Below are 17,485 nucleotides of genomic sequence, written 5' to 3' on the forward strand. Positions count from 1 at the left end.
ACGCACCTAACCTCTCCGCCTTGGCAAAGGCTCCTGTGGCTGTTGCTTCGACTTACCAGACTTGCCGCCTGATTTTGGACGCGAGATCAGGGCGGGCCAACCTTGATCGTGGCGCTTCGTTTGGACGCCCATCGTCAGTCTAATGATCGCAGGAGCTTTTCCGCCCGAAAGCCTTTTAGTATCCATCGTTCTGGCGCCGTCCAATCTCTTTTGGTGTCGACATGGCACACCGCAGAACAACATCTCGGGGCTATTTCAATGCCCGTCGCGGGCAACGGCATCCTGCGGGATGCTCCCGGTCAGGTTCTTGCGATGGAAAATGAAAAGACCGGCGAGCACGATAATGACCGATCCGACGATGATCTGCGCGTCGGGGATATCTCCGAAGAACAGGAAACCGAGTGCAATCGCCCAGATCAACAGGCTGTATTGTAGCGGTGCGAGCAAGGATGCCGGCGCAAGTTTCAAGGAGCGGGTAATCAACATGTGGGCGCTACCGGCGACAACGCCAAGCGCGAGCATGGCTCCCCAATCAAGCGTCGATGCCGAGCGCCAGTTGCCGATGCTCAGCACGAGCCCCGTCGCGAGCGCAGCGACGGTCTGCCAGGCAACGAGCGTGGAATCGCTGGTATTGCGCAGCTTTCGGCTGAGGATCAGCGTCATCGAGAAGGCCAGGCTGCCGCCCAAGCCGAAAATCGACGGCCAGGACAACATTGCCGCTGAGGGCCGCAGTGCGATCACTACGCCGACGAAACCAAGCAAAACGGCCAGCCAGCGCCGCCAGCCGATCCTCTCGCCAAGGAAGAAATGCGAGAGCGCCGCAACATAAATCGGGCCTGCCATGTAGAAGGTCATGACATCGGCCAGCGGCAGATAGGCAACCGCGGCATAGAATAGAGCGACATCGGCGGTCGTCATGACGACGCGCAAGACCTGCAACGGTGGATGCTCGATCCGGAAGAGCGCATCACTTCCTTGCCGCGCGATCATGGGGGCAAGGATAATAAAGGCGCCGAAGGAGCGTATCACCAGAATCTGGCCGACAGAAAAGCTCGCGACCAGCCACTTACCCATGGCGTCATTCAATGAGAACATGAAGTCGCCGAGAACCATCAGAAGCACGCCGACAAGCACGAGGTTGCTACTCGCGCCCGCTTTCCTGGGATTCATGATGTGTCCTCTGCAGAATCTTGACTTCGCTAAACGGGCTTTAGCCGGTTTTGCTCCGGTCCCGCAAGGCACACGCGTACCCGTTTTAGTTGAACGAGCTCCCGGCGGTTGTCACGCTGACGGAAGCGATGCCGTCAGCTCTCAAAACCGACGGATCCCTGTCTCGCTTTCGTTGGAAAGCGTTCGTCGCGATAGCCATTCGAAATGTGCCTCCCAATCGTTAATGATCCACCTGCGTCCCTTGAAACCGGCTCCGATTCCGATACCCGCGGTGCAGCAACGACCAGACCGGTCTTCACGAGATCTCCTCCGTTTCTTGACAATGGCAAGCCATAATGCCGGCATTCGGATCTCCGGGGGAGACGGCATGTGGACACTTCCATTGCAGTTTTCTGGTTGCGCTGACGACGTAGCCACCGCGGCCAAGGAAGAGACCCCGGCGAGCCAAAGCTTGCAGGCTGGCTACTCGTCCCAGCGCCCGTCTTCTGGAAGGCACCCGGTCGGTATCGGCGTGAGCGGTAACTCTCTTCAACCGGTCGGCCCTGAATGACGATGAACAGCTTTCACCTACCCCGTGAGACGCCCTTGAAAATTCTGCTGCTTGAAGACGAACCCAAAATGACCCGAGCCTTGCTTGATGCACTGCGACGTCGTGATGTGTTGGCTGACCACGTTCGCACCATCGCCGACGCGGATGCCATGATCTGTACCGGTACATATGATGCCCTCGTGCTGGATCGCCGTCTGCCGGATGGCGAGGGTCTGGATTTCGTCGCAGCACTTCGCCAACGCAGGCATCCCGTGCCGATCCTCATACTGACCGCCCTCGGCAGTGTCGATCATCGTGTGGATGGTCTGGATTGCGGCGCCGACGACTATCTTGCCAAACCGTTCGCGCTCGAAGAACTGCTTGCCCGGCTGCGGGCACTGCGCAGGCGGGGTCCGCTGGTTTCTGACCGGAATCTGGACTTCGGCAATCTGACTATCGACCCTCGGAGCAATGAAATCTGCATCGCCGGATCGGTGATCGAATTTTCACGGCGTGAGTATCTGGTGCTTGAAGCCCTGTTGCGCCGCCCGAACCGTATCGTTACGAGGCCCAATCTGATCGACGCGGTCTATGCGCTGGAAGACGAAATCGAGTCGAATGCGCTCGATGCGCACATCTCCCGAATTCGAAAGAAGCTTGTGCTTGCCGGAGCCGCCGTCGAGATAAGGGCCGTGCGCAATCTTGGCTATCTCATCCGATCAAGAGTGCAGACCGCCATCGCATCCTGACGGTCAAAAACGCCCGGCGCGTAATTTTTCGATCCGCTGCAATCGGCGGGCAAACCTCAACGCCTCCCCCCAGTTCTCGCACCTCCGCTTTAACCCAATATTTATGACAGTCGGAATGGATGCAGCTCTTTCACGGTTGAATAACTGGTTCTCGCTATCGTCCATCGACAAATGAGAGAGCCGCAGATGACGCGACAGCCGGGTAGACCGTCGAAATCGATGAGCGCTGGTACGAAAGGAGGCGATGAGCACCTCCGCCAACGGTTCGATGCGTTGCAGGAGCAGCATCTGTCGCTCACCGAGCGATATGAATGGCTCGAGACGATGATCAACTATGTTCCGGACTTCATCTATGCCAAGGACAGAGATGGCCGTTTTCTCTTCGCCAATCGAGCCATTGTCATCAATAATGATTTCAGCAATGTTGAAGAGCTGATCGGCCTCACCGACGCAGAAATCCACTCGGCAGTCGACGCCGAGAAGATCGACGAGGTCGAGCGGCGCGTCATGGAAACGGGCGAACCCGATCTCGGAGTCGAAGAAAGGCGCATCCGAGGCGAAGGATGGCTGATGATGTCGCGCGTGCCGCTGCGGGACCGGAGCGGTAACATTATCGGCGTGGTGGGTGCTTCCCGGGATATCTCCGCTCGCAAGCGCGCGGAGGAGTTGATGAGCACGCAGACAAGACTCTTGCAGGATGTAGCCAGAGGCGTTGATCTCGGATCATTTCTCAGGGACGCCCAAGCGCTTCTCGAGAGATTGCTCGATGGAAGCCGCGTCCATTTCCAAGTCGATGACAGACAAGCCGAGGCTTTCGCGGAGGAACCCGTCGAGTTTCCCATCCTGTCGCGTGACGGGGGCCGGCATGGTGTCTTGATGGTCGCCAAGGCCTGGGACAATGATGACGCCGGCCTCATGGAATTCCTCGCAGGCGTGGCGCAAACGGCGGGAATTGCCATCGATCGCCACCGAGACATCACCCACATAGCCTATCTGGCGGAGCACGACGCTCTTACAGGCCTGCCGAACCGCACGTTGCTCGACAGCAAGCTCGGGGAGCTTCTGGAAAAATCCTCCCGCCAGCAGAAATGCGTCGCTGTCGCTTTCGTCGACCTCGATAATTTCAAGTTCGTCAATGACAGTCTCGGCCATGCAGCCGGTGACGAATTACTGAAGGTCGTCGCGCGGCGAATATCGACACAGATTCGAAACGATGGCATCGTCTCACGGATCGGCGGCGATGAGTTCATCATCGTTCTGGAGGAAACCTCCGTTTCGATGTCCGAACGCTTGCGCGCTATTCTTGAGGCGATTTCCGCGCCTTTGACGATAGACGGCGTCGAAATTCGTGTTACCTGCAGCATTGGCGTTGCATGTTCCGGCAAACACGGAGATACGGCATCCGAATTGTTTGCCAGTGCCGACATGGCGCTCTATCGCGCCAAGGAATCCGGCCGCGATCGCATTCAGCTGTTCACGCACGCCATGGGAGAAGAAGCGCGCAACAAGCTCGTTCGCATCGAAGAGCTCCGGCGCGCCGTGGCGCGGGACGAGTTCGTACTCCATTATCAACCTCAAAAGGACATCCGCACCGGCAAGATAATCGGCGTTGAAGCGCTGGTGCGATGGCAGCACCCGGTTGAAGGCCTGCTGCTTCCGGGCGCGTTCATCCCCCTGGCCGAAGAGACGGGGCTCATCGTCGCGATCGGCGATATCGTTTTGCGCAAGGCTTGCCAGCAGAACCGAAACTGGCAGGACCGTGGCCTTGCGATGCTGCGAGTGGCCGTGAACGTATCGGCACGGCAATTTCTCGAACGCTCACTGACGGATCAGGTGTCATCAGCGCTTCAATCCGCCGGGCTCGATCCCCATTGGCTAGAGCTTGAACTGACGGAAAGTCTGATCATGCGCGATCTTGAGGGCGCCATAGAGCGCATGCGCGAGCTGAAGCAACTTGGCGTCAGCCTTGCGATCGACGATTTCGGTACCGGATATTCGAGCCTCAGCACCCTCAGACGGTTTCCGTTGTCGCGCCTGAAGATCGACAGATCCTTTATCGCGGATATCCCGCACAAGGCCGGCGACATGGCAATTGCCGCCGCCATCGTATCGCTTGGCAGGACGCTGGAACTCGAAGTTGTCGCCGAAGGCGTGGAAACCGAAGAACAGGCGCATTTCCTCGCAGGCGCCGGATGCGAAATGTTCCAAGGCTACCTGCTTGCCAGACCCCTGCCTCCTTCCGAGGTTGAAGACCTCATTCGGCAGATGACGACACAGAGGGATGGCGATTGACCATAATCACCGGCAATGCAAGCCAGCAGCATCAGGCAAACGTCACGATTTCAATCCAGTTCGCGCCGGCGCTGACCGGGTATCGACCGACGATATCAAGTTCGCCACCATCCCTGTCAATGGCATAGACCGAGAGCCTGTCTGACTTTTCGCCTGATGCCACCAAAAAGCGACCGGATGGGTCGATGCGAATGCCGCGCGGCTGCTGCTCCGTCGGATAGCTGGTGACATAAGTCAGGCTGCCGCTTTCCTCATGTGCGCGAAAGAGTGCGATCGTGCTTGTGGTTCGTTCGGTTGTATAGAGAAACCTGCCATTGGGCGTGATGCCGATATCGGCAGCCCATACTTTCGGTTTGCCGTCATCCACCGGAGTCTTAACCGATGGCGCGACACCGGGAGACAGTTCAGCGTCACAGGGGACGGATGCAACGCTCTCGACCTCAGTCAGCGTTCCATCGGACGGATCCAGCACATAATGGATCACATGTCCCGTCAGCTCCGTCAGGACATAGAGAAATTTGTTATCCGTCGAGAGCGCAATGTGCCGTGGGCCGAAACCCTGCCCCGTCGCGATTCTCGCCGGATCATTGGCTTCCAACATGCAGCTTTCCGGATCGACGACGAATTGCAAAATGGCGTCGGAACCGAGATTTGTCGCAAAGACATATCTCCCGCTCCGATCGCTGAGGATCGAATGGGCGTTGCGTCCCGTGGGGATTGTCTGTCGCTCTCCCTCAGTAACAAGCCCGTCCCTGGCGATCGCGAGTGCCGCAACCTTGTCGCCGCCATAGGATGCCGCAAGAAGCAATCGGCCCGATGGCTCGGTGGCAATGTAAGCCATGCTGTCGGACAAGGGGGCTGTAGCCCTCTGCTCCAGCCTGCCGGTCGCCGGATCTATTGCCAACGTCAACAGGCGATAGGGCTGCGAACGGATGGCGACATAGAGATGTCCCTTATCCGCGCCAACGGCCATCGGCATGGCCATTCCGCCGACATCGAAGGAGGATATCCGAGAGAGGGCGCCATTTATCCTGTCCATTTCATACGTGTCGACCGTCCCCGCGGCTGCCGCAGAAACATAGACGAAGGTCCGGCCGGAGCCGGTGGGCGAAGATTGAAGCATTGTCGCTTTCCTCAAGGCAGCCAGCGTCGCTGTCTCTCAAGCTACTTTCTAACGAAGATTATCCGGCAGTGGTGACAATCTTCTCCAGCATCGCCATTTCCTCTGCAGTCAAATCGATCAACGGAGGCCGGACGGGGCCGGGATCCCGGTCGAGAACACGCAGCCCCGCTTTGATGATCGAAACGGCATAACCCTTTCTGCGATTGCGCAAGCTGACCAATGGGAAGAAGAAACCCTTGAGGATCGCGTCCACCGTCGCCTGATCTCCCACGCGCAAAGCGGCGTAGAACCGTTGGGCCAGCGCGGGTACGAAATTGAAAACCGCAGACGAATAGGTCGTCACTCCAGCGGCGAAATAGGCCTGCGCATAGACCTCATGGGTTGGCATACCGCCGACATAGACCAGCCGATCTTTGAGCGTCGTAGTAATCTCGATCACCTTGTCGACATCACCGACGCCGTCCTTGTAACCAATGAGATTTGGGCACTCGTCGGCCAATCGCGCCAAGCTTTCGGCTGTGAGTACGGCGTTGTCGCGATTGTAGACGATGACGCCGACACCGACAGCCTTGCAGACCGCTTTTACATGGGCGATCAAACCGGCCTGCTCGGCAAACATCAAATAGGGCGGCAGCAATAGCAAACCGTCGGCACCGGCCTTCTCCGCCGACCTTGCGATTTCAACGGCGAGCGATGTGCCGTAGCCGGTCCCAGAAACGATCGGCGTGCTGCCGGCTGCAGCCTTGGCTGCACGAACCACCTGCGGAATTTCCGCGGGATTGAGGGAGAAAAACTCGCCGGTACCGCCGGCAGCAAACAGTGCCGCAGCATCGTAACCTGCCAGCCATTCGACGTGATTGCGATATTTGGCCTCGTCGAATGAGAGATCCTGATTGAAATGCGTGACCGGAAAGGACAACAGTCCACTGCCGACGGCCTGCTTCAGTTCATTCGGGTTCATGGCGAAATCCTCTTTTATTCAGCGGACGAATCCAGTCTCAGCCCTGACCGAGCGTCTGCAAAAGTGCGGCGATATAGCCGTAGCAAAAGGCAAAGGCGACGCCTGTGGGGTCGCGGCCGCTGATGGCCGGGACATGATCCGGCATCAGCATGTATTCATAGCCGACCTCCCGATAGACCCGGACGGAACGGGCCATATCCATGTCGCCTTCCTCGGGGAAGGTTTCCATGAAAGACAGCTTGCCGCCACGGATGTTGCGGAAGTGGACGTTGAAGATCTTGTTGCGCGTGCCGAACCAGCGAATGATGTCGTCGATCTCCTCACCCGGATTATCGAGCATCTCGCCGACCGAGCCCTGGCAGAAGTTCAGTCCGTGATACGGGCTTTCCCGCATAAGAACGAATTTCTTCAACCCTTCAACGGAGCCCAGCACGCGCGTTACGCCACGAAATCCGGGCGGGGTGTACGGATCATGCGGATGACATGCCAGACGGACACGATTGCTTGTCGCCACCGGAACGACGCGTTCCAGAAAATAGTCGATCCGCTCCCAATTCTCGTCCTCCGACAAGACGCCGGCAAGGCCGGGTGCTGCCTGCTGGTCAGTCTTGTCCCAGCGAAAACTCGCATTCATCGAGCCTCCCCGACCGGGTTCGTCCGGGGTGCGTGGAATCCCGATGAGGTTGAGATTGTATTTTGCCGAAGGGATGCCGGCCGCTGCGACATCTTCGATCAATTTGCAGATCGCATCGATCTGACGATCGCGATCCGGCCCGGCGAGGAGAATGTCGGGATAGGACGCGTTCTCGATCGATTGGGATGGCAAAGGAAGCTGGATCATATCCAGAATCAATCCGAAACTCTCGATCTTGTCGCGATGCCGCTCGAGATCAGACAACGTCCAGCTAGCCGGCTTTCCCGGAGGGTCGGCACAGATATGCTTTACCCCCAGTTGCGCGAAGACTCGATAGTCATCGTCGTCGCGCGCCTCGACCTGCGTTCCCAAGTACACTCGCCGCACCTCCCGTGGGACTTCATATCATATGACATAATATGACTCAAAACGAGAGTCGAGCCCTATTGCGGCTGCTGTTCCGCCAATTGCCGGTAGCGCCGCTGGCTTGCTGTCATATGAGCACGCATTGCCTGACGCGCACGCTCTGGATCCTGATCGGCGATTGCTTCGAGGATCGCGGCATGTTCGGCATAAACCCTCTCCAGATAGGCACGATCATTGGCTTCCGGCAGGGTCGGAAATTGCCCGCGCGGGATGGTTCGCAGACCGAAATGCCTGAGCACGTCGACGTAAAAGCGGTTGTTGGTGGCAATCGCAACGGCGAGATGAAACTCATAATCCGCCTCGATCGTCGAACGCCCTTGCTCTATGAGCGCAGCCATCTTTCGATTGGCGGCGGCGATCGCCGCCTCCTGCTCGGCAGTTCTGCGATAAGCTGCTATTGCGGCCGCCTCACCTTCGGCCGCCATGCGGAACTCAAGCAACTCCAGCGTCTCGGGGATGCTTTTGACCTCGATGGGCGTCAATAGCAGACCGGATCTTGCAGTCGCCTCGGAAACGAATACTCCTTTGCCCTGAATGGGTTTGACAAAGCCGGCGGCTCTCAGATCGGCGATTGCTTCCCGCACGACCGTGCGACTGACGCCGAATGTCGCCTCCAACTGTGGCTCGGTCGGGAGCTGGTCGCCCGCCTGAAGTCTACCGGCTTCAATCTGCTGACGCAGTTGGTCGATGACCTGCTGAGCCAATCTCTGCCGTCCCCGGCCTGATGTCGTCATTCTCTTCCTCTTCGCAGAGCGACATATCGATCCTGATAGACCTTCGTCGTATGCTCACTTGCCCAATCATAATATGACATGAAGTCGGTCTCTCCCGCAATCGACGGTTCACGACGAGCTCTCCGCATGACCGACGCTCCCGCGCCAGCGGCATACCCCTTGAGGTAGCTCCCCATCTGCCGCCACCGGCGCAGCCCGGACCCTGATCGGGTACGTCGACCAACCGCTACCATTTGCCCCGTCAGCCAATCGCTTCGAAACTGCCTCGCGAAGCTCCCAACTTTGAGGATTTATTGGTTCAAATTCAGAATGATACTTCCGTTTCCGGAAGTCGTTTATCAAACACACCAACAACGCCCAAGGGGGTACGGCGACACCACCAAGCCGATTCCGAAATTGCCATATTGACATTTGTCGAAAGCAACTCGAATATTGTAAACATAAGTGCTCGACGACAAAGCTCGGTTCCGATCGATCTTTTGGCCCGGCATCCAGAGTGCGGAGGGGAACGTGGAATTCCTGCTTGAAGTGGAGGGGCTGAAGAAGTCCTTTGGCGGCGTTGCCGCATTGCGCGATGGCCGCTTTCAGTTGCGCTCCGGCTCGGTTCACGCCTTGTGCGGCGGTAATGGCGCGGGCAAATCGACATTCCTCAAAATCCTGATGGGCATTCACAAGCGCGATGCCGGCTCCATTCGCCGACGCGGCAAGGAAGTGGAATATGCGAGCCCCGCCGAGGCGCTTGCCGCTGGCATTGCCATCATCGAGCAGGAACTCAGCCCGATTCCGCATATGACGGTTGCGGAAAATATCTATCTCGGTCGTGAGCCGTCTGCCCGCTTCGGCGGCATCGATTTCAAGACGATGAACCGCAATGCGCAGGCGCTGCTCGATCGACTGCAGTTCAACATTCGCGCCACCCAATTCATGATGAACCTTTCGGTTGCCCAGGTTCAGCTGGTCGAGATCGCCAAGGCGCTCAGCCACGATGCTGAAGTGATCTTCATGGACGAGCCCACCTCGGCAATCGGTGAGAAAGAAGCGCAGCAGCTCTTTGCGACTATCGAGAGGCTGAAAGCGGAAGGCAAAGGTGTCGTCTATGTCTCGCACCGCCTGTCAGAAATCTTCCAGATCGCCGATTCCTACACGGCCTTCCGCGATGGCTCCTATGTCGGCAGCGGCGCTCTTGCCGATATCGATCGGCCCGGCCTCATCCGCATGATCGTCGGCCGCGAGCTCGGCGAGGAATACATCAAGACGAACGTGCCGACAGCAACACCAGGGCTGGAAGTCGCTGGCCTGACGGCCGCAGGTAAGGTCAACGACATCTCGTTTACCGCCCACCAGGGCGAAATCTTCGGCATTTACGGCCTGATGGGATCGGGTCGAACCGAAATCTTCAACTGTATCTTCGGCGTCGACGCAGTCAGCAGCGGCCAGGTCAAGCTTGCCGGCACCCCCATCGTCGTTCGCAAGCCCGCCGAAGCCATGCGGCACGGCATCGCCTTCGTGACGGAAGACCGCAAACTCACGGGTCTCAACCTGATCGACAGCGTGCGCAACAACATCTGCTTGGCAAGCCTTCCCAAAATGAGCCCGCATTTCTCGATGGATCGCCGGGCCGAAGCCAGCGCCAGCCAGGACATGATCCAGCGCTTTGGCATCAAGGCGGCGCGCGACAGCATGCCCGTCTCTGGCCTTTCCGGCGGCAATCAGCAGAAAGTCGTGCTAGGCAAGTGGTTCCTGCGCGAGCCGAAAGTGCTGCTGCTCGACGAGCCGACCCGCGGCGTCGATGTCGGCGCCAAGCGCGAAATCTATCGCATCATCTGCGAGTTCGCCGCCGAGGGCGGCACGGTCATCATGATCTCATCCGAAATAGACGAGGTTCTTGGCATGTCCGACCGCATCCTGGTGATGCGGCAGGGCCGCTCCGCCGGAATTCTCAAGAGGGAGGAGGCCGACGCGCAATCGCTCGTGCATCTGTCGACCTGACGACGACAGACCACGAAGCCCAGAATGAGCGCCCGGCAACAAGAGGTATTTGCAATGTCCGCCACCGACAATAATCAATCCAATTCCTGGTTCAGCTCGGACCGCCGCAGATTGATCATTCAGGAATACGGGATCTTTCTCGCCTTCCTGCTGCTCGCGGTCGTCCTTTCCTTCTCGAACCAGTACTTCCTGACGGCCGGCAATATCTCCAACGTGTTGCTGCAGACCTCGATCAACGGCGTGCTGGCAATCGGCATGACATTCGTGATCCTGACCCGCGGCATCGATTTGTCCGTCGGCTCGGTCGTCGCACTCACCGGTATTGTGAGCGCGAGCTTCGCAACGACCTCGGCGACGGCTGGCATCGTCGGCGCGCCCTATCCGCCCTATGTCGCGCTAACAGTCGGCCTGCTCGTGGGCGTCGCCTGTGGCGCCGTCGTCGGCCTCATCGTTTCGCGCTTTGCTGTGCCTGCCTTCGTCGCGACGCTCGGCATGCTGTCTGCCGCCCGCGGCCTCACCCTCATCTATGGCGGCGGTAAGCCTGTTCCGGCTCTCACCCCCGATTTCCGCTGGATCGGCACCGGCAGCGTCCTCTCCATTCCGATGCCTGTCATCTTGCTTGCCATCGTGTTCATTGTCGCCTGGTGGGTCCTCAACCGCACCCGCTTCGGCCGCTACATCTATGCCGTCGGCGGCAACCCGCATGCTGCCATCACCTCGGGCATCAATGTCAGCAAGCTGCGCTTCCTCGTTTATGTCATTTCCGGCGGTCTTTCCGGCCTAGCAGGCATGATCCTTGCGGCCCGCACCGGTTCCGCTCTCCCGCAGGCCGGCATCGCCTACGAGCTTGATGCGATCGCAGCCGTCGTGATTGGCGGAACCAGTCTTTCCGGCGGCGTCGGTCGCATCACCGGCACGCTGATCGGCGCATTAATTATCGGCGTCATGAACAACGGCCTCGATCTGATGGGAATCCAGTCCTACTACCAGCAGGTCCTCAAGGGCGCATTGATCGTCGGCGCCGTCATGCTCGACCAAAAGAGAAATCTGGGCGGCTAAGCCCGAAGAAACTGCAGTGTTCGCACTCGCAAACCGAACGGCGCGTCACGACGGCGGCCGGACTTCCAACGGAGGAGAATTATAATGAAGAAATTACTTATAGCTCTTGCTGCTGCAACCGCGCTTCTCGCCTCGCCATCTCTGGCGCAGGAGAAGAAGCTGAAGATCGGCGCGGCCCCTTATGGCCTCAATGCCGAGTTCATGCAGATCTGGTCGGCGGCGCTCAAAGAACATCCCGCCGTCAAGAACGGTAACGTCGACCTGACCATCTTCGACGGCCGCTACGACGCGCTTGTTCAGCAAGAACAGGTCAACACCATGATCACGCAGAAGTTCGACGCGATCATCTTCGTGCCGATCGATATCGAAGCCGCAGCGACCGCCGTTCAGGCAGCGCACGACGCCGGCATCCCGGTCGTCGGCTCGAACACCCGTGTCAACTCCGATCTCCTGACCTCCTATGTCGGCTCCGACGACACGATCTCCGGCTACATGGAAGCCAAGACCGTGCTCGACAAGATCGGCTGCAAGGGCAATGTTGTCATCCTTGAGGGCCCGATCGGCCAGTCGGCGCAGATCTCGCGCCTCGAAGGAAACAAGAAGGCGCTTGCCGAGTGCCCGAATGTAAAGGTTCTTGAAGACCAGACCGCAAACTGGTCGCGTGCCGAAGCCCAGACGCTGATGGAAAACTGGCTGACCTCGCATCCGGGCCAGATCAATGGCGTTATCGGCCAGAATGACGAGATGGCACTTGGCGCGATCGAAGCGATCAAAGCAGCCAAGCTCAACGTCAAGGACTTCGCCATTGCCGGTATCGATGGCATCACCGATGCGCTTCACGCCGTCAAGCAGGGAACGATGACCTCGATCCTTCAGGACGCAAGCGCTCAGGCTCAGGGCGCACTCGACCTCGCGATCTTCGCCGCCAAGAAGGGCAGCTACAAACCGGAATCGAAGATCTGGGAACAGTATCCGGCCATGCCATTCAACGACGGCAAGGACAAGAACTACAATGTTCCGTGGACCCCGGTAACGACCGAGAACGTGGACAAGCTGCTCGAGACCCGCAAGTAAGATCATTGCGGCGGGGCGAACATCTCGCCCCGCTCCCCCAAGGACAGAGGCTTGAAAAAGATGACCGAGACATCTCCAGACATTGATTTGAACTTCCCGCTGTCGGGCAAGATCGCCCTCGTGACGGGCGGCGGTTCAGGCATCGGCGCAGCCGTGGCAACGGCGTTCGCGTCGAAGGGCGCAAAGGTCGCCGTCCTCGATATCAATGTCGATATCGCGAAGGCAAAGGCGGCCGAGATCGGCGGCGGAGCGACACCCTTTGTTTGCGATGTCTCCGATCCCTCTTCGGTCAACAAGGCAGTCGGCGACGTCGTCTCGCATTTTGGCGGCATCGACATTGCTGTCAACAGCGCCGGCGTTGTCTTTCTGGCACCGGCCGAGGATCTGTCGCTCGATCATTGGGACAAGACGATCAGTATCAATCTCAAGGGTACATTCTTGATTACGCAGGCCGTCGGTCGCGCCATGATCGCTGCCGGCAAAGGCGGCAAGATCGTCAACCTCGCCTCGCAGGCAGGCACCGTCGCCATCGAAGATCATGTCGCTTATTGCGCCTCCAAATTCGGCGTCATCGGCATGTCCAAGACGTTTGCCGCCGAATGGGGCAAGCATGGCATCTGCGTCAACACTATCTCTCCGACGATCGTGCTGACCGAGCTCGGCAAAAAGGCCTGGGCCGGCGAGAAGGGTGAGGCTGCCAAGAAGCGCATTCCGAACGGTCGCTTCGCTTTCCCGCAGGAGATCGCAGCCGCTGCTGTTTTCCTCTCCTCTTCCGGTGCGGACATGATCAATGGCGCCGATCTACTGATCGACGGCGGCTACACAATTCTTTGAGCGCAAGCGCGCGATAATTCTACAGGAGGTACCATGCAGCGGTTCATCAACAATCCGGATGAAGTCGTTGAAGATACTGTGAAAGGCTTCATCAAGGCACATTCGGATATCGTCCGTCTGGCTGGCAATCCGCGCGTCGTCGTCGCCAAGGATGCACCGCGCGCCGGAAAGGTCGGTGTGGTCACTGGCGGTGGTTCGGGCCATGAGCCGGCCTTTATCGGCTATACCGGCAAGAACATGCTGGATGCGGTCGCAGTCGGCGAGCTTTTCTCCTCTCCGACGGCCAAGAGCTTTCACGACGCCATTCGCGAAGCCAATGGCGGCCGTGGCGTGATTTGCCTCTATGGCAATTATGCCGGCGACAACATGAATGTGAAGATGGCCATCAAGCTTGCCGCAAAGGATGGAATCGAAGTCGCCACCGTTGTTGCCAACGATGATGTTTGCTCCGCACCGCCAGAGGAACGCGAAAAGCGCCGCGGTGTCGCCGGAGAGATCTTCATGTGGAAGGTTGGCGGCGCCAAGGCTGCAACCGGAGCAAGTCTCGAAGAAGTCCGCGTAACCGCGCAGAAAGCGATCGACAGCTGCCGCTCCGTCGGCATAGGCCTCGGTCCCTGCACTCTGCCCGCCGTCGGCCATCCGAACTTCCAGATCGAGCCAGGCACGATGGAAGTCGGAATCGGTCATCACGGCGAGCCCGGCGTTCGCGTCGAGCCGTTGAAAACGGCGACCGAGATCGCAGACGCCATGTGCCAGATCGTTCTTGACGATCACAATCTGCCTGCGGGCAGCGAAGTCGCCGTGCTTGTATCGGGTCTCGGCGCAACGCCGGTCAACGAGCTGTATATCCTCAACGACACGATCGAGACGAAAATCTCCGAGCGGGGCCTGAAGATCCACAAGACCTATGTCGGCAACTATTTCACGTCGCTAGAAATGGTCGGCGCGACGCTGACCGTGATGGCGCTCGACGAGGAGCTGAAAGAGCTTTTGGACGTCGAGGTCAAATGTACGACTCTGCTCTGAGGGAGGACGCACGCATGCAGACATTCAACAATGCAACAGCCGGCGGCATCGTCCTTTCGATGGCCGACCGCATCGTCGAAAACCGCGCCTATCTCAGTGAGATTGACGGCAAGATCGGTGATGGCGACCACGGCGTCAACATGGCCAAAGGCTTCGGCATGGCTGCAGAGCGGCTGAAGGGCCAGAACCAGTCACTGTCTGCGTCGCTCGACACGCTCGGCACCGTGCTGATGACCGAGATCGGCGGCTCCATGGGTCCGCTTTATGGCGTCATGTTCACTGAGATTGCCGAAAAGCTCGAAGGTATCGATGCAATCGACAGTGCCGCTTATAGCCGCGCGCTCCATGCCGGCCTCGAAGGCATTCAATCGATAGGCTCGGCAAAGGTCGGCGACAAGACGCTGCTCGACACGCTGGTTCCAGCGATCGAGGCCTTCGATGCAGCGAATACGACCGGCAAATCCTTCGCAGAGGCACTCGACGCTCTGGTGGCTGCTGCCGAGGCCGGCCGTGACGCCACGCTCAATCTGGTCGCCAAGATCGGTCGCGCCAGCCGCCTGGGTGAACGCTCCCTCGGCGTACTGGATGCCGGTGCCACCTCCTGTGCTATCATCCTGAAGGAGCTTTCCCTCGGCGCTCGCGCCCAGCTGCACTAACGGGCTCTCCCAAGACCGCGCGACCCCTCAATAGACTGGAGGGGTCGCGCACCGCTTATCCCGACAAGAAGCATTTGCAAACACCCAGCATTGCTTCCATCTTCTGGCGGGAAAAGGGAATCGCGATGACAGGCAAGGCAAGTTCGGCCAGCAAAACTGGCTCAGGAAAGGGGGGCGCTCCGGACGCAATCGACGCCATGCCGCTGCGTTATGGCGACGACCCCTATGTTTGGGCCTGCTGGCTCTATTATGAAGACGGCAAAACCCAGGGCGAGATCGCCGATATCATGGGCATCTCGCGGGCGACCGTTAACAGTTACCTGGCCGATGCCCGCAGCCGCGGCATCGTCAATATCTCGCTTGAACCGTCGCGCCTAAGCTCCCTTTCCATCGCGCTCGAACTGAAACGGCATTTCGGGCTGCATGACTGTCTCGTCGTCCCGAGTGACGATGGAACACGGCCGTTGATCGACCGTCTGGGGACGGCAGGGGCGCAGGCAATCGCCAAGCTACTGAAATCGGGCGATACGCTGGCAGTTGCCTGGGGGCGCACGGTCCTTGCAGTCGGTGAACAATCGAATGTACCGAACCTTCAGGATGTGACCGTCGTTCAGGCGACCGGCGGCACGCGGGCGCGCTTTGCCTATACGCCGGAGCTTTGTGCCGCCGCCTTTGCCAACGCCACCGATGGCAAGCTTGTCAACATCACTGCGCCTGCCATCGTTTCGACGGCCGAGGTGCGCGACATCCTCTTGGCGGAACCACTGATCGAAGACCAATTCGCTGTGCTCTCGAAAGCCAACAAAGCGGTCTTCAGCGTGTCGTCGCTGCGACCGAATTCGACGATCCATAGCAGCGGCTTCTTCGAATCCGTCTCGCTGCAGGACTATCTGGCCAAGAACGCGGTGGGCGTTGTCGCGGGACGGTTCATCGACGCGAAGGGCCAGCCCGTCGCTGGCCCCCTCGATGATCGCACCATAGGCATATCTCTCGACATGCTGAAATCGATCGGGCTGCGCATCGCTGTTGCCGGCGGCTTCGACAAGGTGCCAGCGATCCTTGCGGCGCTGCGCGGCGGCTATATCAACGTGCTGATCACGGACGCCGCCACGGGGCGAGGCATTCTCAACGCCGATGGCGTCACGGCTCTGGATCAGAAGGCGAACCAACGGCCAAGGGCAGACAATAGCGTTTCGCTGCCAAGCAGCTATCGCACGCATATCAAGAAATTTCTCAACAATCCCGACGACGTCGTCGACGAGATGCTGGATGGCGTCGTCAAGGCGCATGGCTCGCATATCGCACCGATCAAGGGGTCAAATCGAGCGCTGGTTGCGCGGAATGGCCCGCGCCCCGGCAAGGTCGGCCTCGTGATCGGCGGCGGCACGGGTCATGAACCCGGCTTTCTCGGCTATGTCGGCAAGGGTTTGGCCGATGCCGTTGCCATCGGCAACATCTTCTCCTCGCCGCCGCCCACCCCCATCCTCGAATGCGCGAAAGCAGCCTCCGGCGGGCAAGGCGTGCTCTTCGTTTACGGCAATTATGCCGGCGACGTCATGAACTTCGAGATGGCCGCTGAAATGGCGCAGGAGCAGCAGATCGAAGTCCGGACAGTGCTGACGACCGACGACATTGCGTCGTCCCCCATCGAAGACAAGGAGGGGCGTCGCGGCGTCGCCGGCAATTTCTTTATCTTCAAGGTTGCCGGAGCTGCGTGCGACAAAGGCTTGCCGCTCGATGCTTGCGAGGCCACAACACGCAAGGCCAATGACCGGACCTTCACCATGGGTGTCGCGCTGGAACCCTGCTCAATGCCGCAAACACGGCGCCATAATTTCGAGATCGGCCCTGACGACATCGAGTTCGGCATGGGCATTCATGGCGAGCGCGGCGTGACCCGCGAGAAAATGATGAGCGCCGACGAGATTACGGACCGCGTCATGGATCGGATCTTTGCCGAGATGAAGCCGGCCGCCGGTGACCGGGTCGCGGTGCTGATCAACTCCTTCGGCGCGACGCCGATGATGGAACTCTATATTCTCTTTCGGCGTGTGGAGCAGCGCCTGAGCGCCAAGGATATCAAAATCGACGCAAACTGGGTGGGACACTACTGCACGTCGCTCGACATGGTCGGCGCATCCATATCCATAATGCATCTCGACCAGGAGCTGACCGAGCTGTTGCACCATCCGTGCGACGCTTTCGCACTGAGGGTCGGGTGATCGTATA

The 17,485-nt window shown here is 59.0% G+C and carries 14 protein-coding genes; 9 read left to right on the forward strand and 5 right to left on the reverse strand.

The annotated features are described in order from the left end of the window. Positions 1-255 precede the first annotated feature (255 nt). Positions 256-1,170 (reverse strand): DMT family transporter, encoded by a 915-nt coding sequence (locus tag QD461_RS16780; RefSeq protein WP_414088743.1) that lies wholly within the window; start codon positions 1,168-1,170, stop codon positions 256-258. 585 nt (positions 1,171-1,755) lie between these two features. Here QD461_RS16780 and QD461_RS16785 point away from each other — a divergent pair. Next, a complete protein-coding gene (locus QD461_RS16785) occupies positions 1,756-2,448 on the forward strand; it encodes a response regulator transcription factor (protein ID WP_414088744.1) in 693 nt (230 codons plus the stop codon). 186 nt (positions 2,449-2,634) lie between these two features. Further along, entirely contained in the window at positions 2,635-4,740 is a 2,106-nt protein-coding gene (locus QD461_RS16790; RefSeq protein ID WP_414088745.1) for a putative bifunctional diguanylate cyclase/phosphodiesterase, read from the forward strand. 31 nt (positions 4,741-4,771) lie between these two features. Here the strand turns inward: QD461_RS16790 and QD461_RS16795 are convergent, their stop codons facing one another. From QD461_RS16795 to QD461_RS16810, 4 genes are all read right to left on the reverse strand, one after another. Continuing rightward, complete coding sequence (locus tag QD461_RS16795; protein ID WP_414088746.1) at positions 4,772-5,863, reverse strand: lactonase family protein; 1,092 nt, start codon at positions 5,861-5,863, stop codon at positions 4,772-4,774. A gap of 58 nt (positions 5,864-5,921) precedes the next feature. Further along, positions 5,922-6,824 (reverse strand): 5-dehydro-4-deoxyglucarate dehydratase, encoded by a 903-nt coding sequence (gene kdgD / locus QD461_RS16800; RefSeq protein WP_414088747.1) that lies wholly within the window; start codon positions 6,822-6,824, stop codon positions 5,922-5,924. A 37-nt stretch (positions 6,825-6,861) separates the two neighbouring features. Next, on the reverse strand, positions 6,862-7,836 hold the full coding sequence (locus QD461_RS16805) for a mannonate dehydratase (protein WP_414088748.1): 975 nt from the start codon (positions 7,834-7,836) through the stop codon (positions 6,862-6,864). 65 nt (positions 7,837-7,901) lie between these two features. Then, on the reverse strand, positions 7,902-8,618 hold the full coding sequence (locus tag QD461_RS16810) for a FadR/GntR family transcriptional regulator (protein WP_414088749.1): 717 nt from the start codon (positions 8,616-8,618) through the stop codon (positions 7,902-7,904). Positions 8,619-9,128: 510 nt separating this feature from the next. Here QD461_RS16810 and QD461_RS16815 point away from each other — a divergent pair. The 7 genes from QD461_RS16815 (at position 9,129) to QD461_RS16845 (ending at position 17,478) form a co-directional block, all read left to right on the forward strand. Then, positions 9,129-10,607, forward strand: coding sequence for a sugar ABC transporter ATP-binding protein (locus QD461_RS16815; protein WP_414088750.1), 1,479 nt, complete (start codon positions 9,129-9,131; stop codon positions 10,605-10,607). Between the two features lie 54 nt (positions 10,608-10,661). Further along, entirely contained in the window at positions 10,662-11,666 is a 1,005-nt protein-coding gene (locus QD461_RS16820; protein WP_414088751.1) for an ABC transporter permease, read from the forward strand. 84 nt (positions 11,667-11,750) lie between these two features. Continuing rightward, positions 11,751-12,740 (forward strand): substrate-binding domain-containing protein, encoded by a 990-nt coding sequence (locus QD461_RS16825; RefSeq protein WP_414088752.1) that lies wholly within the window; start codon positions 11,751-11,753, stop codon positions 12,738-12,740. 60 nt (positions 12,741-12,800) lie between these two features. Further along, on the forward strand, positions 12,801-13,574 hold the full coding sequence (locus tag QD461_RS16830; RefSeq protein ID WP_414088869.1) for an SDR family oxidoreductase: 774 nt from the start codon (positions 12,801-12,803) through the stop codon (positions 13,572-13,574). A gap of 33 nt (positions 13,575-13,607) precedes the next feature. Then, on the forward strand, positions 13,608-14,600 hold the full coding sequence (locus tag QD461_RS16835; RefSeq protein WP_414088753.1) for a dihydroxyacetone kinase subunit DhaK: 993 nt from the start codon (positions 13,608-13,610) through the stop codon (positions 14,598-14,600). Between the two features lie 14 nt (positions 14,601-14,614). After that, positions 14,615-15,256, forward strand: coding sequence for a dihydroxyacetone kinase subunit DhaL (gene dhaL / locus QD461_RS16840; protein ID WP_414088754.1), 642 nt, complete (start codon positions 14,615-14,617; stop codon positions 15,254-15,256). A 125-nt stretch (positions 15,257-15,381) separates the two neighbouring features. After that, the gene (locus QD461_RS16845) at positions 15,382-17,478 is read left to right on the forward strand and encodes a bifunctional sugar-binding transcriptional regulator/dihydroxyacetone kinase subunit DhaK (protein ID WP_414088755.1); all 2,097 of its coding nucleotides are present in this window, start codon (positions 15,382-15,384) and stop codon (positions 17,476-17,478) included. The last annotated feature ends 7 nt before the right edge of the window (positions 17,479-17,485 follow it).

This window comes from Rhizobium sp. BR 314 (assembly GCF_047445805.1).
GTDB classification, from domain to species: domain Bacteria; phylum Pseudomonadota; class Alphaproteobacteria; order Rhizobiales; family Rhizobiaceae; genus Rhizobium; species Rhizobium lusitanum_B.